Source organism: Gordonia sp. 34D, from assembly GCF_056682775.1.
This window is the reverse complement of the sequence record NZ_CM155293.1, coordinates 1,537,840-1,562,103: the sequence shown is the minus strand read 5'-3', so window position 1 is coordinate 1,562,103 and position 24,264 is coordinate 1,537,840. Positions and strand designations below refer to the sequence as shown.

Below are 24,264 nucleotides of genomic sequence, written 5' to 3'. Positions count from 1 at the left end.
GGAACGGGCGGACTTAGCAGGTACCCGGATATGCGGGTTCAACAACGACGGTTTCGGCTTTGCCCTGGAAAATCACGGTCGGAACCTTCAACTGAAGGGGTGCCGCCGACCGCTTCTTCAAGTAGGTCACCAGGTCGTTCATATCCGCGTTGGGGTTCAAGGAGCCTTGGAGGGGAATGTTGCCCAGTTGCTGTGCCACGGAGGCAAGGCAACCGCTGCGCGCCGCCTTGAGCAGCGGGGTTGACTGGGGCGTCACATAGTCTTGGGCGACAAACGACGGGTCCGCAGCTTCGGCGCCAAGCAAAATTGCCGGATAGAACGCCAGCGCCGGGGCCATGGCGGGGTCTCCAGATTGGAGCATCGGAACCATTGGTGCGAGATCGCTGCCGGGCGCAATCGAGATGGCACCCTTTAAGTTGAGGTCCGGTCCTTCTCAGCGTCGGTTTCTTATCGTCGTTGTCGTCTTTGTAGGCATCGTCGTTGTAGGCATCGAATTTATAGGCATCGAACCTCCGCAAATTGGGGCCAGTTGGGCACAGGACGTACCGATGGGATGCATCTCACCTTCAGTGCTATCGCACGGGTAGGAGGGGAGATGCCTGAAATCCCGAACAGTGGGCACTGATAAACCCGATGCAACTTGCCGATCGGTCCGAGCGATTTGACCCCACGACCAGAAGTCTTTGCCACACTGGGCTCATGACTAGCACGGGCGATGTAAAACTGGCCGGAATCATCCTCGCGGGCGGGCGTTCTCGCCGAATGGGGCAAGACAAAGCAGCCTTGGAATGGGATGGGGGACCGATGCTTTCGAAGATCGCCTGGGCCATCAGCGCCCGTTGCGAACCGGTCCTGGTGGCCGCACCCCTGACATCTCAGGCCTACGTCGACCTCAATGAGGAAACCGATCTGGAGTGGGTCACTACGGAGAAGGCGGGGAGCGGCCCGCTCGGCGGACTCGTAGCCGCATTGACTGTTGCGCGCGAACGGGGTGCGGACGCTGCCTTCGTGTGCGCCACCGACATGCCTCTGGTCGATACCGGACTGATCGACGAACTGGTTGGTGGGCTCACCGAATCGTCCGACGCGGTGGTTGCCTACGATGCCGGGCGCGACCATCCGATGGCCGCGATCTACCGCACGCGGGTCGTCGACCAACTTGCCGATCTTGTCGAGGGCGGCGAACTGAGAATGGTCGCCGCGCTAGAAGCCCTGGTCACGAGGCGTGTTGGTGTTTCGGATCCGGAATGGTTGGCCAATGTGGACGCTCCCGAGGACCTGCACCGCCTGCGCATCTCGAGAGTTTCCTAAGATTAAGGGGTGACGAACCCCGAGCAGAGCAATGCACTCCCTAAGTCGTGGGACCCGGCCGACCACGAATCGGACCTGTACCAGACCTGGGTAGACGCCGGATACTTTACGGCCGATGCCACCAGCGACAAGCCCGGCTACTCGATTGTGCTGCCGCCGCCCAACGTAACGGGCTCCCTCCATATGGGGCACGCACTCGACCACACCCTCATGGACACCCTGACCCGCCGCAAGCGGATGCAGGGCTACGAAGTCCTGTGGCTGCCTGGAATGGACCATGCGGGCATCGCGACGCAGACCATTGTCGAGAAGCAACTCGTGGCGGAGGGGACCAGCAGGCACGAGCTCGGTCGCGAGGAGTTTATTGACCGCGTCTGGAAGTGGAAGGCTGAGTCCGGCGGAACCATCGCTGGACAGATGCGCCGCCTCGGCGACGGGGTCGACTGGAGCCGCGACCGGTTCACGATGGATGAGGGACTCTCGCGCGCCGTCCACACCATCTTTAAGCAGATGTTCGATGACGGCCTCATCTACCGTGCCGAACGACTCGTCAACTGGTCGCCAGCCCAGCAGACAGCGATCTCCGATATCGAGGTCAAGTACGCTGACGTCGACGGCGAACTCGTCTCGTTCCGCTACGGCTCCATGGACGACGACCAGCCGCATATCGTCGTTGCGACGACCCGTATGGAGACGATGCTGGGTGACACGGCTATTGCCGTCCACCCCGACGACGAGCGCTACCGAGACCTCATCGGCGTCGAGCTTGACCACCCGTTCGTCGACCGCAAGATTCCGGTGATTGCCGACGACTATGTCGACCCGGAGTTTGGGTCGGGCGCGGTCAAGATCACCCCGGCTCACGACCCCAACGACTTCGCGATCGGCCAACGGCACAATCTGCCGATGATCACGATCATGGACCGGACTGCCACGATCGAGGGCACCGGAACGACGTTCGATGGTCTCGACCGATTCGCCGCTCGCGTTGCCGTCCGCGAAGCACTGGCCGAACAGGGCCGCATCGTGAAGGAGATCCGTCCGTACGTGCACAGCGTCGGACACTCCGAGCGCGCAGGTGAACCGATTGAGCCGCGACTGTCGATGCAGTGGTGGGTCAATGTTGAATCCCTCGCCAAGGCTGCGGGCGATGCCGTTCGCGACGGTGACACGGTGATTCACCCGAAGAGCCAGGAGCCGCGTTGGTTCGACTGGGTCGACAACATGCACGACTGGACGATTTCCCGTCAGCTGTGGTGGGGTCACCGAATCCCGATTTGGTATGGCCCGAACGGCGAAGTGGAATGCTTCGGCCCGGACGAGACGGCGCCGGCTGGCTGGGAACAAGATCCCGACGTACTGGACACCTGGTTCTCGTCGGGTCTGTGGCCCTTCTCGACCATGGGCTGGCCCGAGCAGACCGACGACCTGGCGAAGTTCTATCCGACGTCGGTCCTGGTCACGGGCTACGACATCCTGTTCTTCTGGGTGGCCCGCATGATGATGTTCGGCACCTATGTCGGCAAGCTCGACCTTGGGGGATTCGGCACTCGACCCGACGGCGGTGCGAAGGTGCCGTTCTCCGACGTCTTCCTGCACGGACTGGTGCGCGACGAGCACGGCAGCAAGATGAGCAAGTCGAAGGGCAACGGTATCGATCCGCTTGATTGGGTTGACCGCTTCGGTGCCGATGCGCTGCGATTCACCCTGGCCCGCGGCGCCAACCCGGGCAGCGATATTTCGGTCGGCGAATCACACGCGCAATCGTCCCGCAACTTCGCCACCAAGCTGTTTAACGCCACCAAGTTCGCGATGATGAACGGGGCGCAGGTCGGCGACTTGCCGGCCGCCGACGCGCTCACCATCGCTGATCGTTGGATCATCGGTCGCCTCAACGAGGTGTTGGCCGACGTCGACTCGGGCTTTGAACGTTACGAGTTTTCGAAGTCGTGCGAGGCGCTGTTCCACTTCGCGTGGGACGAGGTCTGCGACTGGTACTTGGAATTGGCAAAGGTGCAGTTTGCCGAAGGCGGCGCGCGCGCCGAGGCGACGACCCTGGTGCTCGGCAATGTGCTCGACCAGTTGCTCCGCGCCCTGCACCCGGTGATGCCATTTGTCACCGAAGTCCTGTGGAAGGCGCTGACCGGCGGCGAGTCGGTGGTTATCGCCGCGTGGCCCACGGGAACCGGAACTGGCTCCGACACCGACGCCGCACAGCGGATCGACGACCTGCAGAAGCTGATCACCGAGGTCCGACGCTTCCGCAGCGACCAGGGCCTCAAGCCCGGTCAACGGGTCGCGGCCACCGTCGAGGGGCTCGACGAGGCTGGCCTGGCCGATCTACGTCCGCAATTGGACTCGCTCGCGAAGTTGGAGGCCGCCGGAGACGACTTCTCGGCGACCGCGACCGTCGAGGTGCGACTGTCGACCGGTACCGCGACCGTCGCGATCGACACCTCGGGCACCGTCGACCTGGAGGCCGAACGCAAGCGTGCGGCGAAGGATCTTGCTGCCGCGGAGAAGGAGTTGGCGGGGACCACCGCCAAGCTCGGCAACGAGCAGTTCCTGTCGAAGGCACCGGACAACGTTGTTGACAAGATCAAGGCTCGACAGGCTCTCGCTGAGGCAGATATCGCCCGACTGACCGCCAAGCTCGCCGAACTGGGTGCCCAGTGACCCATTCGCCGGACGCGGCCGCCGACTACGCCGAGCTGCAGGCCCTGGAAACCGAACTCGATACGCGGTGGCCGGAGACCAAGATCGAGCCGTCCCTGTCGCGCATTAGCGCGTTGATGGAACTGCTCGGGAACCCACAGCACGCCTACCCGACGATTCACGTCGCGGGAACCAACGGCAAGACCTCGGTCACCCGCATGATCGATTCACTGCTGCGGGCATTTCACCGTCGTACCGGTCGGGTCACCAGCCCCCACCTGCAGATGGTGACCGAACGCATTGGGATCGACGGTGCGCCGATTTCGCCGCGCACCTACATCGACACCTACCGCGACATCGAGCCTTACGTGACGATGGTTGACGATTCGTCGACCGCCGATGGGGGCCCGCGGATGAGTAAGTTCGAGGTGCTCACCGCGATCGCTTACGCGGCTTTCGCCGAGGCACCCGTTGAGGTGGCGGTCATCGAAACCGGCATGGGTGGTCGATGGGATGCGACCAACGTGATCAATTCGCAGGTTGCCGTCATCACGCCGATTGCGATGGATCACGCCGACTACCTGGGCGATACCCTCGCCGCGATCGCAGCGGAGAAGGCGGGCATCATCAAGCCGGGCCCCGAGGATGCGATCATCCCGATGGATCCGATCACCGTCATTGCACCGCAGACCCCCGAAGTAACCGACGTCCTGATGCGAGCGTCGGTGGAGGCGGGAACGATAGTGGCGCGGCAGGATTCGGAATTCGCGGTGCTCGAGTCCGCGACCGCCGTTGGCGGACAACTGTTGCGCATCCAGGGGCTGGGCGGTGTATACGACGAGGTGTTCCTACCGCTCCACGGTGCACATCAGGCCCAGAACGCCGCACTTGCGCTCGCCGCCGTCGAGGCGTTCTTCGGTGCCGGTGCCGACCGTCAGCTCGATGTCGACGCGGTCCGCGAAGGATTCGCCACGGTCGAGAGCCCGGGCCGATTGGAGCGCGTTCGCAGCGCCCCCACGGTCTTCCTCGATGCCGCGCACAATCCGCATGGGGCCGAGGCGCTCGCCAAGGCTCTGGTGTCCGAATTTGATTTCCGCAGGCTCATCGGCGTGATCGGTGTCCTCGGAGACAAAGATGCGCGCGGCTTGTTGACGGCGTTGGAGCCGGTCCTCGACACCGTCGTCCTAACCAACAATGGATCGCCGCGCGCACTCGATACCGATGCGCTCGCCGACATCGCGAACGACGTATTCGGCGAAGACCGCGTCGTCGTGGAACCTTTCCTACCCGATGCCGTCGATGCGGCGATCGCGCTGGCCGAAGAAGACGAACAGGGTTCAGTCTCCGGCGCGGGCGTCGTTGTCACCGGTTCCGTCGTCACCGCGGGTGCAGCCCGCACCCTGTTCGGCAAGGAGCCGTCATGACAGAGCAGTTCACCGCGCCCGCAACCGACCCGTGGAAGGGCTTCCGCGGCGTGATGGCTGGCACCTTGATCCTGGAAGTGATCGTGGTGGCACTGGCCTTCCCCGTGGTTGCCCGCCTCGCTGGTGGCGTGACCTGGGCGTCGGGCCTGTACCTCGGAATCGTGACGCTGATCTTGCTGCTGCTCTCGGGCCGACAGGGTAAGCCGCGCGCACTAGAGATCAACCTGGTGATGCAGGTGTTTGTGATTGCCGGCGGACTCATACACTGGTCGATCGCCGTCGTTGGCGTGGTGTTTTTGTGCGTGTGGCTGTACATCGCTTACATCAAGCGTGATGTGGCGAAACGGATCGAGCAGGGGCGACTGCCCGGACAACAACCACTCTGAGCTGTGACGATGTGACCCATTCTGTGTTTTCGGTTACACTCGCTGATCGGTGGGTGGAACCTTGGGAACTTCATCCGATCGGCGCACTTGCGGGGGTTCGTGGACGCCAGATCGGGTAGCCCATTCGAAATCAGAAGTAGGCGGAGGAACGCACAGGTGTTGTCGAGTTTGGGTCGATTGAGTGTTTCCGTCGCCACGGTCGCTGCGGCAGTTGCGACCGTCGTGGTGCTTGCCGCACCGGTGGCTTCAGCAGACTCCCCGACGCATCCCCGTCCGAACGATCCCGCGGCTTCGCAGTCGCAGGCGCCGCACGCACAGCCCTCCAAGTCCAATGCGCAGCCCTCCAAGTCAAACGCCCCCAAGGCGACGGAGACCGACCCGGACGCTGCCGAGGCGAGTTTCCCCATGCCGGTGCAGCCCGGTGCGCTGGGCTACTTGGCGACACGGTCGGCGACCCTGTGGTTGCACCAACGCGGTGCCGTCAACGTCATCGCCAACCTCCCGGTGCCGGGGGCCTACGCCAAGTCGAATAAGTACATGGCGAAAGAGCTCGACCGTCAGCTGACCGCGGCGGTCAAGACGCCGGGCGCCTGCCTGCAGATCATCGTCAGTGGCGGCGATGGTGGGGGACTGTTCAACTACGGCTTCTTCGCAATCGAAAAGCAGTACTGCCCCAAGTAGTGCACCGGTGACCGACGGTCGCTACAGTGTCGTGCGTGACTGAACAGACTCTCGTCCTCATCAAGCCCGACGGCGTCCAGCGCGGCCTGGTCGGCGAAGTACTCGCCCGAATCGAGCGTAAGGGCCTCACACTCGCGGCGTTGGAACTGCGCACGGTGACCACCGAGGTGGCCAGCGAACACTATGCCGAGCATGCCGAGCGGCCCTTCTACGGTTCCCTCCTCGACTTCATCACTTCCGGACCGTTGGTTGCGGCTGTCGTCGAAGGCCCGCGCGCGATTTCGGCATTCCGTCAGCTTGCCGGTGGCACCGATCCGGTCGAGAAGGCTACGCCCGGCACTATCCGTGGCGACTTTGCGTTGGAAACCCAGTTCAATATCGTTCACGGTTCCGACTCGCCCGAGTCCGCTGCTCGTGAAATCGGTCTCTGGTTCCCCGAGCTCAACATCTCAGAAACCCTCTGAACTCTGCTTTAACGATCGCTAACATCTGATCGACCTCAGACAACGCGGCGCGCGAGAGGCATTTCGGCACTCGTGTGTGGGCTATGGCCCGTGATGTGGGATACTTGCCTAGTCGTCGGCACCACGCTTTGGCGTCGACGATCGACGCACAGCCAGATAGAGGTACCCGGTTCCGTCAGATCCCCACAGGGATCCGGCTGCGGCCCGAGGCCTGCGTCGAGCAAGGCGTCTTGACGACGCAAAGACCACATAACACCCGGTCAATCCGGCCGGCACACATTGCAATAAGGCCCTCGCGTGGCCGCGTTGTCTCGCTTTCACAGTGACTACGCGCCCGGGGGTCTTGAGGAGACCACGTGACCGATAACGGGTCGCCGACTGATGCCACTTCGGCGGATCAGTCAGCGGAGAAATTTCCCCTACGACTCCGTGTGCATGCACTTGCGCGCGCGCTGGAACTGACCAGCAAACAGGTACTTGAGCACCTGCAAGACATGGGCGTGACGGCACGCACCGCACAGTCGTCGATCTCGCGATCGGATGCCGAGGCCGTCGAACGCCGCGTCAGCGGTGCTACCGAGGCTCCTAAGGACGAGCCTGCATCGGCTCCGGCCGATACCGCGCAGGCCGGTTCGTCACTGTTCTCCGCTGTTGAGACCCCACAACCGGTTGCTGCCCCTCGTCAAGAGTCCGCCGCACCGCTATTCCTCCCGCCAAGTGCGGTTGAGGCTCCGTCGAGCGTCGAAACCCCGGCCGCTGCGGGCGACGTCGCTGAACCAGCTAAGACAGGGCCAGCCAAGACGGGATCCGGCAAGGCAGGGTCAGACAAGGCAGGGTCAGACAAAGCAGGGGCAGACAAGGCAGGGACTGCCGAAGCCGAGGCGAGCCAGCCCGAGAGCGCCCCGTCCGATGCCAGCGACGGTGATACCGAGCAAGCACCGGCCCAGCGACGCCAGCGTCGCCCAGCAAAGAAGACCGCAGGCAAAGCGAAGGTCGCCGAGGCCAGCAGCGACGATGCTGAGACCGCGGAGACACCCGCCAAGGTCGACGCAGACGATGCCAGCGCAGAGCAGGCAGACGTTCCGGCTGAATCGGGCGACACCGAACCGGCTGACGACCAAGAGCAGCGTTCAGACGAAGGCGAGAGCCGCTCGCGGCGTCGTCGACGGGGCCGCCGAGGCCGCGGTCGTGGACGTGGCGATCAGGGTTCCGAGGGCGACGACAACGGCGATGAGCCGAGCACCGACAGCGACTCGAGCGATAACGCTGACGCCTCCGCAGACGAGACCGGCGACACCGACAAAGCTGCCGACAACGCGAACCAGACAGCGAACGAGCCTGCTACGGACGCCGACGCAACGGACGCTGGCGCCGCCGAAGGCGACGAGAGTGCCGCCAGTGGCGACTCCGATGCTGGCGACACCGACGATGATGCCTCCGGCCCGTCGAGCAAGCGTCGACGTCGCCGCCGCCGCCGTCGCAGCGGCAGCGACAGTGACACCGAAGACATCTCCGCGAGCGATGACCCACCGAACACCGTGGTCCACGAGCGTGAGCCTCGCACTAAGCGCGTCCGCGACGAAGTGCAGGGCATCTCCGGCTCCACACGTCTGGAAGCCAAGCGTCAGCGCCGTCGCGACGGTCGTGACGCTGGCCGTCGCCGTCCGCCAATCCTGACCGAGTCAGAGTTCCTGGCGCGACGGGAATCCGTTGAGCGAGTCATGGTGGTGCGCGAGCGAGCCGCCAACAGTTCGATCACCTCCGACCCTGCACACCCCGGTCACACCGAGGACTACACCCAGATTGCCGTGCTCGAAGACGGCGTCCTGGTGGAGCATTTCGTCACGACCGAGACTTCGCAGTCGATGGTCGGAAACATCTATCTGGGCCGCGTCCAGAACGTGCTGCCCGGCATGGAAGCCGCCTTCGTCGACATTGGTCGCGGACGCAACGGCGTCCTCTACGCCGGCGAAGTGAATTGGGAAGCCGCAGGCCTCGACGGTGGCTCGCGCAAGATTGAGCAGGCACTCAAGCCCGGCGATCAGGTCCTCGTCCAGGTCAGTAAAGATCCGATCGGACACAAGGGTGCACGCCTGACGACCCAAATCTCGCTGGCTGGCCGCTACCTGGTGTACGTGCCCGGCGGCACGTCGACCGGTATTAGCCGTAAGCTGCCCGACACCGAGCGCAAACGACTCAAGCAGATCCTCGCCAAACTCGTTCCCGAGAAGGCTGGCGTCATCATTCGCACCGCCTCCGAGGGCGTCAGTGCCGAGGAACTCGGTGCCGACATCGAGCGGCTGGAAGCTCAGTGGCAGGGGATTGAAGCCGCGGCCGCCGAGCACAAGGAAAAGGCCGCAGGCACCACCAAGGCTCTCTACGAGGAGCCCGACCTGCTGGTCCGCGTAGTGCGCGACATCTTCAACGAAGACTTCCGCAAGCTCGTCGTCGAAGGCGACCGAGCCTGGTCGCAGGTCTCCGGCTACGTCAACGACGTTGCCCCGGACCTTGCTGAGCGACTCCAAGAGTTCCAAAAGGATCATGCCGATGCGCCTGACTCGTTCACGGTGCACCGGATCGACGAGCAACTCGCCAAGGCACTCGACCGGAAGGTGTGGCTCCCTTCGGGTGGCACGCTGATTATCGAGCACACCGAAGCGATGACCGTCGTCGACGTCAACACCGGCAAGTTCACCGGTGCCGGCGGCAACCTCGAAGAGACCGTTACCCGGAACAACCTCGAAGCGGCCGAAGAGATCGTTCGCCAGATGCGCCTGCGCGACATCGGCGGCATGATCATCGTCGACTTCATCGACATGGTCTTGGAGTCGAACCGGGACTTGGTGCTACGACGACTCACCGAAGCTTTGGCTCGCGACCGCACACGCCATCAGGTGTCGGAGGTGACTTCGCTGGGCCTGGTCCAGATGACGCGCAAGCGTCTCGGTACCGGTCTGCTCGAGGCCTTCTCGACCACATGCACCACGTGCTCCGGTCGCGGCGTGATTGTGCACGCCAACCCGGTTGAAGTTCGTCCGGCCGAGGACGGCAGCCGCGGTGGCAACAACGATGCAAACTCACGTCGGTCGCGTCGCTCGCGTCGGCGCGGGGGAGAGTCGGGAACCGACTCGCATTCGACTGACGATTCGCAGTCGCCAGATGAGAGCCACGTCGAGCAGAAGGCGCCGCACAAGCCGGCCGCCGAGCATCCGATGTTCCGCGCCATGGCGCACGACGAACACGAGGCGCACAGCCACGCTGCCGACTCGGACGACAAACTCGAGTCGACCACCAACGTCGACGCCAGTGCAGAGTCGGCAACCGAGACGGCCAGCAGCGAGGAGACCACCGACAACGGTGGTCGCAGCGAGCAGCAGCGCGGCGGCCGTAACCGAAACCGGTCGCGTGGACGAAACGGTGGTGACAGGCAGCGCGGGGACAGCCAGCGCGGTGAAGCCGACCGTGGCGACACTGTGCGTTCCGAGCGCAAGGGTTCTGCCGTTGAGGCACCCGCAACGGCAGTCTCGGAGCCTGCTGCGGTCCAGCCCCCCGCGGAGTCGAAGCACGTGGCGGAGTCGAAGCCGGTAGCGGACGCACCAACCGGAGCGGTCGTGACACGGCGTCGTCGTGCGGTTCGCCGCGCAGCGGCACCAACCACCGCAGCCGAGCCGGTCGAGACAGTGGTTTCACAGACCCCGGTCACGACCTTCGCTAAACAAGCCAGTGAACCGGTCGTGGAGGTGAAACGGTCACCACGGCGTCGGAGCGGACGTCGAGCGGCCGGTCCGCCCCCCGCCAACGAGTGACCAATGTCGGTGACATTGGTCTCACGAAAGCTTCTCGGCGCGCATCGAGCGCGCTGAGTTTGACCTGACCAGGCGCGATCCCGTAGCCTTGGCAGGTCGCCTTCCGCAGGCGCGTAGCTTGCTGCGCGCAGCGGCGGAAGGGGTTACCGACCCTCGAGGGTCGGAACCAACACACACCAATTACGCCGGGTGAGCAGGCCTGACCTGTGGACTCCGGCCCGAAGACGAGTTAAGAGGACGCGGGATGGCAACGTACGCAATCGTCAAGACCGGCGGTAAGCAGTACAAGGTCGCCGAAGGTGACACTGTAAAGGTCGAGAAGATTGACGGCGAGCTCGGCAGCACTGTGCAGCTGCCGGTGGCACTGGTCGTCGATGGTGCAAATATCACCACCGACGCCGACAAGCTGGCTGCTATCTCGGTCACCGGCGAGGTCGTCGAGCACGTCAAGGGCCCGAAGATTCGGATCCACAAGTTCAAGAACAAGACCGGCTACCACAAGCGCCAGGGCCACCGTCAGAAGCTGACGGTGCTCAAGGTCACCGGTATCAAGTAGAACTTTTTAGCCCGAACTTCTCAGGAGGACAGTCAGATGGCACATAAGAAGGGTGCATCGAGCTCGCGCAACGGTCGCGATTCAAATGCCCAACGACTCGGCGTCAAGCGCTTCGGCGGCCAGACCGTCAATGCTGGCGAAATCTTGATCCGCCAGCGCGGCACCAAGTTCCACCCCGGCGTCGGCGTGGGTCGCGGCAAGGACGACACCCTGTTCGCCCTCGAGGCTGGCGCGGTTAAGTTCGACGTGAAGCGCGGACGCAAGACCGTGAACATCGTCCCGGAGCCAGTCGCAGTCTGACCTGCGAATCCGGGGAACTAAAGCTCTTCTGACAGGGCGGGCAGGGTCACTAGACACCCTGACCCGCCCTGTCTGCATATCCAGATCCGGCCTCACCGGATCCGCCAGTCGGAGACTCCTTCGGCCGGTGCTTTCGAGGAAGGCGAGAATATGTCACGCTTCGTCGACCGCGTGAAGATCGACGTGGTGGCCGGCAACGGCGGCCACGGTTGTAGCTCCGTGCACTCAGAGAAGTTCAAGCCACTGGGTGGTCCTGACGGAGGTAACGGCGGTCGCGGCGGAGACGTGCGACTCGTCGTTGACCCGCAGGTTCACACCCTCCTGGATTTCCACTTCCGGCCCCATGCCCGCGCCACCAACGGCACCCCCGGCCAGGGTGGAAACCGCAGCGGTGCAACCGGCCAAGACCTCGTCCTTCGGGTGCCCGAGGGCACAGTCGTGTTCAATTCCGACGGCGAAGTGATTGCCGACCTCGTCGGTGAGGGAACCGAGTTCGTCGCAGCAAAGGGTGGTCGCGGAGGACTCGGCAATGCCGCGCTGGCTTCGCGCGCCCGCAAGGCCCCTGGGTTTGCGCTGCTCGGTGAACTGGGGGACGAGCGAGAACTGATCCTGGAACTGAAGTCTGTCGCTGACGTCGGTCTCGTCGGATTCCCCTCGGCCGGAAAATCCTCGCTGGTGTCGGTGCTGTCCGCCGCCAAGCCCAAGATCGCCGACTATCCGTTTACCACGCTCGCCCCGAACCTGGGTGTCGTGACCGCTGGCGCGGAAGTATTCACCGTTGCCGACGTGCCCGGACTCATTCCCGGAGCCTCCGAGGGGCGCGGTCTCGGACTCGATTTTCTCCGCCACCTGGAACGGTGTGCCGTGTTGGCGCATGTCGTCGACTGCGCCACCTTGGAACCGGGCCGCGATCCACTCTCCGACATCGACGCACTCGAAGCCGAGCTCGCGGCGTACAAGCCTGCGCTCGACGAAGACCACTCGCTCGGCGATCTCGCCGATCGGCCGCGCATCGTAATCCTCAACAAGATCGACGTTCCCGAGGCCGCCGAACTCGCTGACCTCGTCGAACCCGACATCGCCGAACGCGGCTGGCCCGTCTACCGGATCTCGGCCGTCGCTCACAAGGGACTCTCGGAGCTGACGTACGCGCTCGCCGAGATGGTCCGCAAGTACCGCGCCGAAGCTGAAGCGCAGAAACCGGTCGACGTCCGCCCGATCGTGCGACCAAAGGCCATCGATCGCACCGAATTCACCATTGTCCGCAACCCGGACATTGAAGGCGGCTTTATCGTCCGCGGCGAGCGACCCGAACGATGGGTGCGCCAGACGCCGTTCGAGAACGACGAAGCGGTCGGTTACCTAGCTGACCGACTGAACCGGCTCGGCGTAGAGGCTGCACTCGTCAAGCACGGGGCACAGCCCGGCGCCTCGGTGACCATCGGGGCCATCAGCTTCGATTGGGAGCCGAGCGCAGATATGGTTGACGTGCCGCTGACCGGACGCGGCACCGACGTGCGTCTGGAGCGCAACGACCGCGTTGGCGCCGCGGAGCGCAAGATTGCCCGCAAGCTGCGTCGCGAGTCTACTGGCGACACAGAACTCGGCTGGGGAGACGAAGAGTTCGACGAAGATGACGAATGATCTTTCAGTTGCCGACGGCAATACTGCCGTGAAGTCGATGCGGGAGACCATCGGATCGGCGCGCAGTATCGTCGTCAAGATTGGCTCGTCGGCGCTGACCGATATCGAGAACGGTATTGATCTCAAGCGGCTCGACTTGCTGGTCGACGCGCTCGAAGCTCGCATGAAGGCCGGATCAGATGTGATGGTCGTGTCGTCGGGTGCCGTCGGTGCGGGTATTGCGCCACTTGGTCTTAAGAAGCGACCCCGCGACCTGGCGACGAAGCAGGCCGCCGCGAGTGTGGGACAGTTGGCGCTGGCCCACGCATGGGGGACGTCGTTCGCTCGATACGGCAGGGTAGTTGGCCAGGTGCTGCTCACCGCCGACGACATCTCAAACCGAGCGCATCACGCCAACGCTCAGCGGACCCTCGATCGATTGCGGGCATTACACGCAGTAGCGGTAATTAACGAGAACGATACGGTCGCGACCACCGAACTCCGGTTTGGTGACAATGATCGACTTGCCGCGCTCGTCTCGCACCTGGTGCATGCCGATGCGCTGATTTTGTTGTCGGACGTCGACGGCCTCTACAACGGCGACCCGCGTAAACCGGGTCCTGACGGTACTCCCGCGCGACTGATCGAGCAGGTAGACGGTCCAGAAGATCTCGATGGTGTGATTGCCGGGACCGGCGGATCCCTCGGGACCGGCGGCATGGCGTCGAAGTTGGCTGCCGCTCGTCTCGCCGCGGACTCTGGCGTCCCGGTGCTGCTCGCCGCCGCGTCCGAGGCTGCCGCCGCACTGGGTGATGCATCAGTGGGTACGGTGTTTGCCCCTCGGCCCACGCGCCTGTCCGCCCGTAAATTCTGGGTCCGGCATGCTGCCGAATCCCACGGCCAACTAGTGCTCGACGACGGTGCTATCGCTGCGGTTTGCGGACGACGACGGTCGTTGCTGCCTGCTGGCATCGTGTCGGCGACCGGCGACTTCTCCGACGGTGATGTCGTCGAGATTGTTGACCGCGACGGCAACGTCCGCGGCCGGGGTGTGACGTCGTACGACGCGGAGGATGTGGCGAAGATGATTGGTCGCTCGACGGCCGATCTGCCACCAGAACTGCAGCGTCCGGTTATTCACGCTGACGACCTGGTGCCAGCATAACTTGGGCAAAAAGAAGCGTTAGGTGTCGCTGGATCGCGTTTGATGTCGGTAACAGCCGACACCGAACGCGATCTGGCGACACCTAACGCAACAGATCAGCGCCAGCGCTTAGGCGCGGTGCCTGCCCGCGGAAACGGGAACCGCAACGAGCGGGTAGACGCCGTTTTCGTCGTGCACTTCGGTGCCGACAACCGGGGGATTGAAGACGCAAAGCATGCGCATCTGCTCGTCGACCACCACGGTGTGGCGTTCGTGGCCGTCCAACAGGTACATGCTGCCAGCCGAGAGCTGATGAATTTCGCCGGTCTCCCGATTGAGCAGGCTGCCACGACCTTCCACGAGCCAAACGGCTTCTACGTGGTTGGCGTAGTGAAATTCGTTGACCGAACCGGCTGCGATCGTTGTCTCATGGAATGAGAAACCGACTCCGTCTCCGCCGAGCACGATCCGCTTGGAGACCCAGTTGCCTTTGGGGTCACGGACTTCTCGGTCGGTGCCAGTAATTTCTTGAGTGGTACGGACAATCACGCGTTTGTCTCCTGGAAATGTTCGTTGAATGCTTGGTCGACTGACTCGCTCAGGATCGCCAACCCGTGAGCCAAGTCTTCACTGGTCGTCGTGAGTGGCGGAAGTAGCTTGACGACTTCGGAATTCGGTCCGGAAGTCTCGGCCAGCAGGCCCTTGCTGAAGGCAATCGCGCAGGCCCGGCCAGCCAGTTCGGCCTTCTCGAAGACCAGGCCCTGAACCATGCCGCGACCTCGATGCGAGAGACCTTCGTGACGCTGGCACAACTCGTCGAAGCTCTCGGCGATCTCAATGCCCTTCGCCTTGACCTGCACCGACAGGGCGTCGTCGGACCAGTACTTGTTGATCGCCGCGGTCGCCGTCACAAACGACGGATTGTTGCCGCGGAACGTTCCGTTGTGCTCACCCGGCTCCCAAACGTCGAGGTCGGGACGAATCAAAGTCAGCGCCATCGGCAGCCCGTAGCCGCCAATCGACTTTGACAGTGTCACGATGTCGGGAATGATGCCGGCCTCTTCGAATGAGAAGAAGTCGCCGGTGCGGCCACATCCCATCTGGACGTCATCGACGATCAGGAGAATCTCTTTGCGCTTGCAGAGGTCGGCGAGGCCTCGGAGCCATTCCGGACGAGCCACATTGACGCCGCCCTCGCCTTGCACGGTTTCGACAATCACAGCGGCCGGCCGATTGAAGCCTGAACCGGAATCGTCAAGGACGCGCTCAAACCACGCGAAGTCTTCGACGCTTCCGTCGAAGTAGCCGTCGAAAGGCATCGGCGTGGTGTGAACCAACGGGACGCCAGCACCGTTGCGCTTCATGGCGTTACCGGTGACGGCGAGCGAACCCAGCGTCATTCCGTGAAAGGCGTTCGTGAAGTTGATGATTGCCTCGCGGCCGGTAACTTTACGTGCCAGCTTCAGTGCAGATTCGACGGCGTTTGTGCCGGTAGGGCCGGGAAACTGGATTTTGTAGTCAAGTCCGCGCGGAGCAAGGATCTTGGTGGCGAAAGTTTCGAGGAATTCACCTTTGGCGCACGTGGACATATCGAGACCGTGAGTAATTCCATCACGCACGATGTACTCGACGAGAGCGTTCTTCAGCACAGGATCGTTATGGCCGTAATTTAACGCTCCGGCACCGGCGAAAAAGTCGAGATAACGATTACCGTCAACGTCGGTAAGCCAGGACCCGACAGCCGTATCGAATACGGCTGGCCAGTCGCGGCAGTAGGAACGGACTTGAGATTCGTGCTGGGTAAAAGTGCGATCGTCCAGGGTAGTTTCGATGCTCATATTTAGGAGAATTTCCTTGTGTGAGATGTCCGGCGACCCGCTTTTTAGTCGGCCGGAGTCAGCAGATACAGATCTTCAGGCTGGTGCGAGGCAGACTCGCGCAAGCCGTCATCGCTGACGTTGGGGAACAGCTCTGCCGCAAAGAACGGCTGGTGTGAAAAATTCAGGCCAAGAGCCCGGGCAACGCCTGCGAACAGTCGTTGTGATGCTTCGTTATCTGGGCTGATCGTGGTGTTGATGGCGGTCACGCCCGCCTGGGTGCCACGGTGGAATAGCTCGCAGAGCATCCGCTTCGCGATCTGCTTCCCGCGATGGGCGTCGTCGACCGCCACCTGCCACACCATCAACGACGCTGGGTCCGCGGGCCGACGGTATCCGGTGACAAAACCAATCGGCACACCATCGACTTCGGCGACGATTGACGTCTCGGAGAACTCTTGCGACCAAAGAATATAGGAATATGGTGAATTCACATCGAGCACTCGTGAATCGCGGGCAATCTCCCATATTCGTTGTCCATCACTGGCCTGCGGCCGCCGAAAGGCGACTGCGGTTTTGGAAAAATCTTCCTGCGGGAAATCAATTGGCTTCATGACGTGAACGAGGCTATCGGCCAATCAGATGAAAGTCACCGTAGATCCAAAACTGGTCCGCAATAGCCCCGGCTTTGACCAGTACAGCACTAACATGTGACTTACGTCACAGTGCGGCTCGTTAGGCGAGCGCGGCGCTGTTCGCGACGTTCGTCTCGTATGTCTGGCTTAACAGCACGGCTACCGCCGGGAGGACCACTTCGCAGCGGTGGTCAATCTTTAAGGTGGCGAGGTCGTCGCCGCGAGTGTTGCCGCGATTGACGATGATGATCGGCTTGCCCGTTGTCGCAGCATGTCGGACAAAACGCAAGCCCGACATCACGGTGAGGGACGACCCCGCGACGACCAGGGCGTCGGTAGCGTCGACCAGGGCAAAAGCTTCGTCGACGACATCCTTGCGGACCGTCTCGCCGAAGTAGACGATGTCGGGCTTCAAGATGCCGCCGCAGTGGGGGCAGTCGATCATCACGAAGTTTCCGATATCGTCGAGCGCGGCATCGGCATCGGGGGCAACCTCGATCGCACCGCGAGACGCCATCTGTTCGGCATAGCCCGGATTGACCGCTTCGAGTTCGTCGGCGAGGCGATGGCGTGACATTTGGGTTTGGCAATTGAGGCAGCGGACCCGTCCGTACGAGCCATGTAGGTCGACAACTGGCGATGATCCCGCCTTCATGTGCAACATGTCGACGTTCTGAGTGATGACGCCAGCGGCAATCCCGTTGGACTGGAGATCCCGCAAAGCGAAGTGCGCAGCATTTGGGAGGGCGGCGTCCATGAACCGCCAGCCAACGTGATTGCGCGCCCAGTAGCGACGGCGACTCTCGGCGGAGGCCATGAACGCATCGATCGTCATGGGGCGTCGCGAAGGGGAGTCTGGGCTCCGATAGTCGGGGATGCCTGACGGGGTCGACAGACCAGCGCCGGTCAGGGCCACGATTCGTCGCCCGGCAATGATCTCGGCGAACTGCTCCGCGCGCTGTTTCGGATCCGGGTCGGCGGTCGTCGCCGGTGCGGGAGTCCAGGCGGTGGTGCGAGTTCGCATGCGACCACGCTACTGGCTTCGCCGGGACTGTGCTGCCCTCAAAGCGCATGCGCCATGCACTACGCTGGTTGGGAATATGACCAGAATTATTGCCGGTGAATTTCGTGGCCGCCGGCTCGCCGTTCCAGCCGACACCACGCGTCCCACCTCCGACCGCGTGCGCGAAGCACTGTTCTCCATGCTTGGTTCGCGCATGGACTTGGCGGACCTCCGGGTCCTCGATCTGTTTGCGGGTACCGGGGCGCTTGGCATCGAAGCTGTCTCGCGCGGGGCCGCATCGGCGGTCCTCGTTGAAGCCGACCGTCGCGCCGCTGGGATCCTTCGCGACAACGTGTCTGTGTGCGGGGCTGCCTCGCGCATACGCATTGTGAACCGGAGCGTGGAGTCCTTTGTGGGTGCACCGGCCGGTCCTTTCGACCTGGTCTTCATGGATCCGCCCTACGAGGTGTCCGACGACGAAGTCGACGGGATTGTCGCCAATGTTGCCGCAGCGTTGGCTCCGGAGGGGTGGATCGTCGTGGAGCGTGGCCGCCGAAGTCGGGAAGTCGCGTGGCCGGACGGGTTGGAATTGGTGACGAGTAAGCAGTACGGCGACACGACCGTGTGGGTCGGCAACCGCATTTAGTGGGGCCGCGCGAATACTCGCGTAGATTCACCAGACATGAGCGTCGCAGTCTGCCCCGGTTCGTACGATCCCTTCACTCTCGGTCACCGTTTTGTCGTCGAACGTGCCGCCCAACGGTTCGAGCGCGTTGTGGTGGCGGTGGTGGTGAATCCAAACAAGCAGGGAATGTTTGGGGTCGAGGAACGGATTTCGCTGATCGAAGACGATTGTGCTGGCCTGCCGAACGTGACCGTACGTAGTTGGACCGGCCTGGTCGTCGACCTGCTTCTGGAAGAAGGCGCCGACACCATGGTGAAGGGGTTGCGGTCGGAAACGGACTTCGCCTACGAAATGCCGATGGCGCAGATGAACCGGGAACTGACCGGCTGCGAGACCTTCTTTATGCTCACCGATCCCAAGTACGCGCATGTGTCGAGTTCGTTGGTGAAAGAGGTCGCCAAGCTCGGCGGCGATGTAACCCCATACTTGTCGAGCCATATTCATGCCGCGCTGACTGATCGACTGTCACAGACTCTGCGCGCTTAGGGAGCGTGACCAGCGCAACTTCCGACACGCCCGGCTAGCCTCCGCTGTCACAGCCGCAACATTGGGCACAATGGCCTCAGAACTATCAATGGCCGCCGAACCCGTTGGCTGAGCCGGATTGGGGAAATCGTGTACCGCGTATTTGAAGCGCTCGACGAATTGGTCGCGATCGTTGAAGAGGCCCGCACCGTGCCGATGACCGCCGGGTGCGTCGTTCCGCGCGGCGACGTCCTCGAACTGCTCGACGACCTTCGCGACGCCATGCCGGGCGAACTCGACGATGCCCAGGATGTCCTCGACGAGCGTGACACGTTGGTGACGAACGCGCGTGACCACTCCGAGCGATTGATCACCGGTGCCGAAAACGACTCGGAAGCGATGCTCGCGCACGCCCGCGCGGAAGCCGACCGGATCTTGTCCGAAGCAAAGGCGCGCGCGGACCGAATGATGGACGAAGCGTCGAACAACGCGCAGACCATCGTGGGCGACGCCAACGACGAGGCGCAGCGTCTCGAGCACAGTGCTGCCCGTGAACATGAAGCCGTCACCGGTCGTGCTCGCGCAGAAGCGGCCCGCGTCATTGAAGCGGGCAACGCGAACTACCACAAGTCCGTCGCCGATGGCATCGCTGAGCAGCAGCGGATGGTCTCGGAGTCGGAGGTTGTCGCGGCAGCCAAGTCCGAAGCCGAGCGCATCGTCGATGCCGCTCACGCCGAGTCGGATCGCCTGCGCGGGGATTGCGACATCTACGTGGACGACAAGCTCGCAGACTTCGAGGACATCCTCACCGGGACGCTGCGCTCGGTGAATCGCGGACGACAGCAGTTGCGGACCGGTGCCGCGATGCACGACTACGTCGAGTACCCGCACGGTGTCGACGGTGACGAGCAGTCCGGTCCCACTCAGATGGCGGGCTAAGCTGCGCGAGCTTTAGTTTCCAACCGGGGTGAAGCAGTAAGATTGTCCAAGTGACTGACTCTGGATTTGTGATCGACGTCCGATCTGTACCCCGTCGTGCTGGCTCGATGATCGAGAAGGCTTGGACGATCCAGACGCCCGAGCGTCTGGGGGCCGAGATGCTCGGCATTCCCGCCGGTGGCGACGTGAGCTTTGACCTTCGGTTGGAGTCGGTCAACGAGGGCGTTCTGGTAACCGGCACCGTTGGTGGCCACGCGGTCGGACAATGCAGTCGGTGCTTAGATCCGATCGAGGACGACATCACTGTTTTCCTTACCGAACTGTTCGCCTATCCGAACAGTGAGACCGACAAGACGGCTTCGGAAGAAGAAGACCTCGAGCGAATCATCGATGAGGAAATCGACCTGGAGCAGGTCGTGATCGACGCGATCGCCACGGATCTGCCGCTGTCGCCACTGTGCACGGAAGACTGCCCGGGACTGTGCCAGACCTGTGGCATCAAGCTGGCCGACGCTGAGCCCGATCATCACCACGACCTGATTGATCCCCGGTGGGCCAAGCTGGCCGACAAGATCAAGCCCGGTGCGGAGGGCGATTCGAAGTGAGCAAGCGGCCCGATACGACGCTCCTCACTGACGTTCTCGGCGTCACGATCAGCGACGAGTTGTTGACGCTGGCGCTGACGCACCGGTCGTACGCGTACGAGAATGGCGGCTTGCCGACCAACGAGCGCCTGGAGTTCCTGGGCGACGCGGTGCTCGGTGTCGTGGTCACCGAACGCCTGTACCTCGGCTTCCCCGACCGTCCAGAAGGTGAGTTGGCGAAGATTCGGGCCAGCGTGGTCAACATGAACGCCCTCGCCGACGTCGCCCGCGACCTCGGCGAAGGCGGTCTCGGTGCGCATCTCTATTTGGGGCGCGGTGAAGAGCTGACCGGCGGTCGCGACAAGGCTTCGATCTTGGCGGACGGCTTAGAGTCACTGTTCGGTGCGATTTTCCTTGATCACGGTATTGAGGTTGCCCAGCAGGTCATCCTGAATCTGTTTGAACCGATCATCGAGCGGTCGGGGAGCCTCGGTGCCGGGCTCGATTGGAAGACGTCGCTGCAAGAGCTGTCGGCGGAGCGGAGTCTCGGTCAGCCGCAGTACCTGATTTCGTCGACCGGTCCCGATCACAACAAGGAGTTCACGGCCACCGCGGTTGTCGGAGGCGACGAGCTCGGTGACGGTGTCGGCAGAACCAAGAAGGAAGCCGAGCAGCACGCCGCTGAGCTTGCGTGGAAGACGCTCAACGAGCGACCCCGGTAGGGACCGTGCCGGAACTTCCTGAAGTCGAGACCATTCGGCTCGGATTGGCTGCGCATGTGCTCGGCCGGGCCATCGGCGACGTTGAGGTGCTGCACCCGCGCGCCGTTCGCCGCCATATCGGCGGAGCTGTTGACCTCTCGAGTCGGTTGCGCGGCAAGCGTTTTACCTCCGTAGAACGGCGCGGCAAATACCTATGGCTGGTGGCTTCCGACGACACCGATGAGGTGGCGACGGTTGTGCATCTGGGGATGAGCGGGCAAATGCTCATCGCCGAGCAGGGGAGTGAAGATCCCGTGCACCTGCGGATCCGCGCGACACTTGACGGTAACCACGAACTCCGATTCGTCGACCAGCGGACCTTCGGCGGCTGGCACCTGGACGAGTTGGTCGAGGGCCCAGGTCGTCGCCTCCCGGAGTCCGTCGCTCACATCGCGCCCGACCCGTTCGAGGAAGCCTTCGACCGGGACGAGGCGATTGCCGCACTGCGACGCCGCGACACCGAGATCAAACGTGCAATCCTGGATCAGACGGTGATTTCCGGCGTCGGCAACATTTACGCCGACGAATCCCTCTGGCGTGCCCACCTTCATGGGCGGCGTCGTACACGCGGGATTCCTAAGGCCAAACTCGGCGAACTCGTCGACCATGCCACCGAGGTGATGGCCGAGGCGATCAACGTCGGCGGCACATCGTTCGACGACCTCTACGTCAACGTGAATGGGCAGTCCGGGTACTTCGGCAGAAATCTACATTCATATGGCAGACATGGCCGACCATGTCCGAGGTGCGGAGCGCTCATCGTGAGGGAGCAGTTCATGAACCGGGGATCGCACTTCTGCCCGAAGTGTCAGCCACCGCCACGAAGTAGGCGCTGACCGGAGCCGGTGAACACCCCGGCCGGGTCATTACTTGCATATGCAAGTAAAACCGAGCCTTATATATAGAGGGGGAACCTATGCCCATCATCTACACCATCCCCGACGTCCACGGGTGCCGGGCTGAGCTGCAGTCCGCACTCACCAAGGTCGACCTGTCCGACCCCGACGCCCGCCTCGTCTTCCTCGGCGACTACGTCGACCGCGGACCCGACAGCGCCGGCGTCCTCACTGTCGTCAAGGGCCTCTGCGACGCCCACCCCGACCAGGTGATCGCGCTCGCTGGCAACCACGAGATGTGGTTCCTCGACTGGCTCGACGGCGACGACCCGACATGGCTGCTTGCCGACACCGGCCTCGTCACGATCAAGTCGTTCCTGCCGACAGAGGTGATAGAGGCGGCCGTCGCCGAGCTGGCGGGCGGGTCCATCAACGCCGTCAACGGCGCCCTCAAGGGAGAGATCTGCGCTCGTCATGATGATCTAATCGCCTGGCTGCGCCAGCTACCGCTGTTCCATGAGACCGCCACGCACCTCTACGTGCACGCAGGCGTCGATGAGGAATCGGGACCGATGTGGAAGGCGATGACCACCGACGAGATGCTCACCGAGAAGTACCCGCCCTCGCTCGGCCCCACGTCGGTCGGCAAGGTCATCGTCGCCGGACACGTCGGTGTCGGCCCGCTGCACGCCCGCGAGGGCCGGATGCGGTGCTGGGAGCCGTATGTCGATGCGGGGCGCGTGTACCTCGACGGGCGAGTGGAGGACACCGGCGTGCTCAATGTCATGCGCTACGACGCGGCGACGCGCACGACCAGCTTCCTTTGATACGCAGCACAAGCACCCGCCGGCCGGTGGCTGGCGGGTGCTGGTGCTCTCGATTCGCTGTGCGCCGCCATCTGCACGCGATCTACTGGTGGACGTGGACGATCCTCCATGCCGACACTCCGCGTGTGAGCGACTCGGGGTTCGGCGATCATCGCCCCCCAGCGCGGCGATCATCTACCCAGGTCACCATCCTCGTGCACTATGAGCTGCCGCGAACTCTCGTCATATCGGTAGTGCACGATCTCGCCTGAGATGATCAGATGCACCACCTGGTCGATCACGTCGCGAGGCACGACGAACCACTCGGACGGGTCGTAGCCTCGGCCGTCCTTGTCGATTTGTGTGAGGTCCAAACGCACGCCGGCGAAGATCCGGTGCAGCAAGTTCTCCACGGCCGATGGCCGCACGTTGTATACGCGATAACTCGCCACCACCTCGACCGGAGCCATCAAGTACGTCGGGGACTTCTCGGCACTCTTGATCCGGTTTTCGACCGGGCCGCGCGAGAATCCAATCTTGTGCAGATCGGCGATACCGGCGATCTGCGGGTCCTCGCTGCAGGACCTCAAGACGTAGACGTACCCGCTCTCGACGTCGGCGTCTCCGATCTCGGAGACACTCAGTTCCGTCCTGGCCAGAGCGAGGCCCTTCTGCTCGTGGAGACGTATCGACAGCGATTGCCGGTACATCGACGACTCGGTGCCGTTCTCGAAGATGACGCGCAGACGCTGCTTCTTCTCTCGCTTACCGCCGACGACCTTGTGCTGGGTCTCTCCGATCTCTGCGACGAAGAGCATTACGCCGTTGAGGATGAAGAACCTCCCCTCCAGGATTGACTCAACCCCGGGAAAGGGAATCAATCGCATTGATCCCTCGGACAACTCGGCATGCTTCTGCTCGAAGAGAGGCCTGAAGCTCTCGAAGTCCGACGCCTTCTGCCGCTGCGCTACATCGTCGGTGGGTTGCGGCTTCTTCCTGGTCGGGAGGGTCGAAACGTCCAGAATGCCAGTGTCGTCGCCGAGTAGATCGAGAGGGTCCTGCTCCAACAGCTCGTCGATTGAGCCGGGGGCATCGGGCGCGTCAAGAAGGCCGTACTCGTCCAGGTGTTTGAGGGCCTCGATCTTGCTGTCATCAGCGAGGATGCCGTCCAGACGTGCGCCGAGCTTGCGTTCAGCGATCTCCCGCGTGGTCGCGCTTGGGAGCCGGCCGTGGGTGCGGCGGAACTCTACAATCTCCAGAAATGCCCGCTCCAACCGATCGCTGGAGGTGACTTTCTTCGGCTTCTCGGGCATGTCCAGCAGGCCGTCGACGTCGGAGTCGAGGAGCTTCTGGAACGCGTCGCCCTCGGCCATGCGATCGCTT

At 63.0% G+C, this 24,264-nt stretch carries 24 protein-coding genes; 18 read left to right on the top strand and 6 right to left on the bottom strand.

Annotation, left to right across the window (positions count from 1 at the left end; all coding sequences use genetic code 11):
- Positions 1–13: 13 nt before the first annotated feature.
- On the bottom strand, positions 14–361 hold the full coding sequence (locus AC1L34_RS07250) for a hypothetical protein (protein WP_424297388.1): 348 nt from the start codon (positions 359–361) through the stop codon (positions 14–16).
- Between the two features lie 338 nt (positions 362–699).
- On the opposite strand from AC1L34_RS07250, the gene mobA reads away from it, so the two are divergent.
- From mobA to proB, 11 genes are all read left to right on the top strand, one after another.
- On the top strand, positions 700–1,311 hold the full coding sequence (gene mobA / locus AC1L34_RS07245) for a molybdenum cofactor guanylyltransferase (protein ID WP_424297386.1): 612 nt from the start codon (positions 700–702) through the stop codon (positions 1,309–1,311).
- A gap of 9 nt (positions 1,312–1,320) precedes the next feature.
- A complete protein-coding gene (locus AC1L34_RS07240) occupies positions 1,321–3,987 on the top strand; it encodes a valine--tRNA ligase (protein ID WP_424297384.1) in 2,667 nt (888 codons plus the stop codon).
- Complete coding sequence (gene folC, locus AC1L34_RS07235) at positions 3,984–5,390, top strand: bifunctional tetrahydrofolate synthase/dihydrofolate synthase (RefSeq protein WP_424297382.1); 1,407 nt, start codon at positions 3,984–3,986, stop codon at positions 5,388–5,390. Before AC1L34_RS07240 ends, folC begins: the two co-directional genes overlap by 4 nt.
- A complete protein-coding gene (locus AC1L34_RS07230; RefSeq protein WP_424297380.1) occupies positions 5,387–5,776 on the top strand; it encodes a DUF4233 domain-containing protein in 390 nt (129 codons plus the stop codon). The genes folC and AC1L34_RS07230 overlap by 4 nt, the downstream gene beginning before the upstream one ends.
- Positions 5,777–5,953: 177 nt before the next feature.
- A complete protein-coding gene (locus AC1L34_RS07225) occupies positions 5,954–6,457 on the top strand; it encodes a hypothetical protein (RefSeq protein WP_424323220.1) in 504 nt (167 codons plus the stop codon).
- 35 nt (positions 6,458–6,492) lie between these two features.
- Positions 6,493–6,921 (top strand): nucleoside-diphosphate kinase, encoded by a 429-nt coding sequence (ndk, locus tag AC1L34_RS07220; RefSeq protein WP_424297376.1) that lies wholly within the window; start codon positions 6,493–6,495, stop codon positions 6,919–6,921.
- Positions 6,922–7,277: 356 nt separating this feature from the next.
- Complete coding sequence (locus tag AC1L34_RS07215) at positions 7,278–10,727, top strand: translation initiation factor IF-2 N-terminal domain-containing protein (RefSeq protein ID WP_424323479.1); 3,450 nt, start codon at positions 7,278–7,280, stop codon at positions 10,725–10,727.
- A gap of 244 nt (positions 10,728–10,971) precedes the next feature.
- Positions 10,972–11,283, top strand: coding sequence for a 50S ribosomal protein L21 (gene rplU, locus AC1L34_RS07210; RefSeq protein ID WP_424297373.1), 312 nt, complete (start codon positions 10,972–10,974; stop codon positions 11,281–11,283).
- Positions 11,284–11,319: 36 nt separating this feature from the next.
- The gene (rpmA, locus tag AC1L34_RS07205; protein WP_424297372.1) at positions 11,320–11,583 is read left to right on the top strand and encodes a 50S ribosomal protein L27; all 264 of its coding nucleotides are present in this window, start codon (positions 11,320–11,322) and stop codon (positions 11,581–11,583) included.
- 150 nt (positions 11,584–11,733) lie between these two features.
- Complete coding sequence (gene obgE, locus AC1L34_RS07200) at positions 11,734–13,227, top strand: GTPase ObgE (RefSeq protein ID WP_424296460.1); 1,494 nt, start codon at positions 11,734–11,736, stop codon at positions 13,225–13,227.
- Positions 13,228–13,264: 37 nt separating this feature from the next.
- On the top strand, positions 13,265–14,371 hold the full coding sequence (proB, locus tag AC1L34_RS07195; protein WP_424296459.1) for a glutamate 5-kinase: 1,107 nt from the start codon (positions 13,265–13,267) through the stop codon (positions 14,369–14,371).
- A 108-nt stretch (positions 14,372–14,479) separates the two neighbouring features.
- On the opposite strand, the gene AC1L34_RS07190 is transcribed toward proB, so the two are convergent.
- The 4 genes from AC1L34_RS07190 to AC1L34_RS07175 form a co-directional block, all read right to left on the bottom strand.
- A complete protein-coding gene (locus AC1L34_RS07190; protein WP_424296457.1) occupies positions 14,480–14,899 on the bottom strand; it encodes an ectoine synthase in 420 nt (139 codons plus the stop codon).
- Positions 14,896–16,188 carry a diaminobutyrate--2-oxoglutarate transaminase gene (gene ectB, locus AC1L34_RS07185; protein ID WP_424296455.1) on the bottom strand — a complete coding sequence of 431 codons (1,293 nt, stop codon included), beginning with the start codon at positions 16,186–16,188 and terminating at the stop codon, positions 14,896–14,898. The genes AC1L34_RS07190 and ectB overlap by 4 nt, the downstream gene beginning before the upstream one ends.
- A 44-nt stretch (positions 16,189–16,232) precedes the next feature.
- Positions 16,233–16,781, bottom strand: a complete 549-nt coding sequence (ectA, locus tag AC1L34_RS07180) for a diaminobutyrate acetyltransferase (RefSeq protein ID WP_424296453.1) — start codon at positions 16,779–16,781, stop codon at positions 16,233–16,235.
- A gap of 121 nt (positions 16,782–16,902) precedes the next feature.
- Positions 16,903–17,826, bottom strand: coding sequence for a Sir2 family NAD-dependent protein deacetylase (locus tag AC1L34_RS07175; protein WP_424296451.1), 924 nt, complete (start codon positions 17,824–17,826; stop codon positions 16,903–16,905).
- Positions 17,827–17,902: 76 nt separating this feature from the next.
- Here AC1L34_RS07175 and rsmD point away from each other — a divergent pair, with 76 nt between their 5' ends.
- From rsmD to AC1L34_RS07140, 7 genes are all read left to right on the top strand, one after another.
- Positions 17,903–18,451: a 16S rRNA (guanine(966)-N(2))-methyltransferase RsmD gene (gene rsmD, locus AC1L34_RS07170; RefSeq protein WP_424324674.1), complete on the top strand. Its 549-nt coding sequence runs from the start codon at positions 17,903–17,905 to the stop codon at positions 18,449–18,451.
- A gap of 36 nt (positions 18,452–18,487) precedes the next feature.
- Complete coding sequence (coaD, locus tag AC1L34_RS07165; protein ID WP_424323215.1) at positions 18,488–18,976, top strand: pantetheine-phosphate adenylyltransferase; 489 nt, start codon at positions 18,488–18,490, stop codon at positions 18,974–18,976.
- Between the two features lie 129 nt (positions 18,977–19,105).
- Positions 19,106–19,894, top strand: a complete 789-nt coding sequence (locus tag AC1L34_RS07160) for a DivIVA domain-containing protein (protein WP_424324675.1) — start codon at positions 19,106–19,108, stop codon at positions 19,892–19,894.
- A 50-nt stretch (positions 19,895–19,944) separates the two neighbouring features.
- On the top strand, positions 19,945–20,499 hold the full coding sequence (locus AC1L34_RS07155; RefSeq protein ID WP_424294336.1) for a YceD family protein: 555 nt from the start codon (positions 19,945–19,947) through the stop codon (positions 20,497–20,499).
- A complete protein-coding gene (gene rnc / locus AC1L34_RS07150) occupies positions 20,496–21,200 on the top strand; it encodes a ribonuclease III (RefSeq protein WP_424294337.1) in 705 nt (234 codons plus the stop codon). The genes AC1L34_RS07155 and rnc overlap by 4 nt, the downstream gene beginning before the upstream one ends.
- A gap of 5 nt (positions 21,201–21,205) precedes the next feature.
- Entirely contained in the window at positions 21,206–22,075 is an 870-nt protein-coding gene (gene mutM, locus AC1L34_RS07145; protein ID WP_480035241.1) for a bifunctional DNA-formamidopyrimidine glycosylase/DNA-(apurinic or apyrimidinic site) lyase, read from the top strand.
- A gap of 80 nt (positions 22,076–22,155) precedes the next feature.
- Complete coding sequence (locus tag AC1L34_RS07140; RefSeq protein ID WP_480035240.1) at positions 22,156–22,902, top strand: metallophosphoesterase; 747 nt, start codon at positions 22,156–22,158, stop codon at positions 22,900–22,902.
- 170 nt (positions 22,903–23,072) lie between these two features.
- Here the strand turns inward: AC1L34_RS07140 and AC1L34_RS07135 are convergent, their stop codons facing one another.
- Complete coding sequence (locus tag AC1L34_RS07135) at positions 23,073–24,254, bottom strand: GIY-YIG nuclease family protein (protein WP_480035319.1); 1,182 nt, start codon at positions 24,252–24,254, stop codon at positions 23,073–23,075.
- Positions 24,255–24,264: the final 10 nt, after the last annotated feature.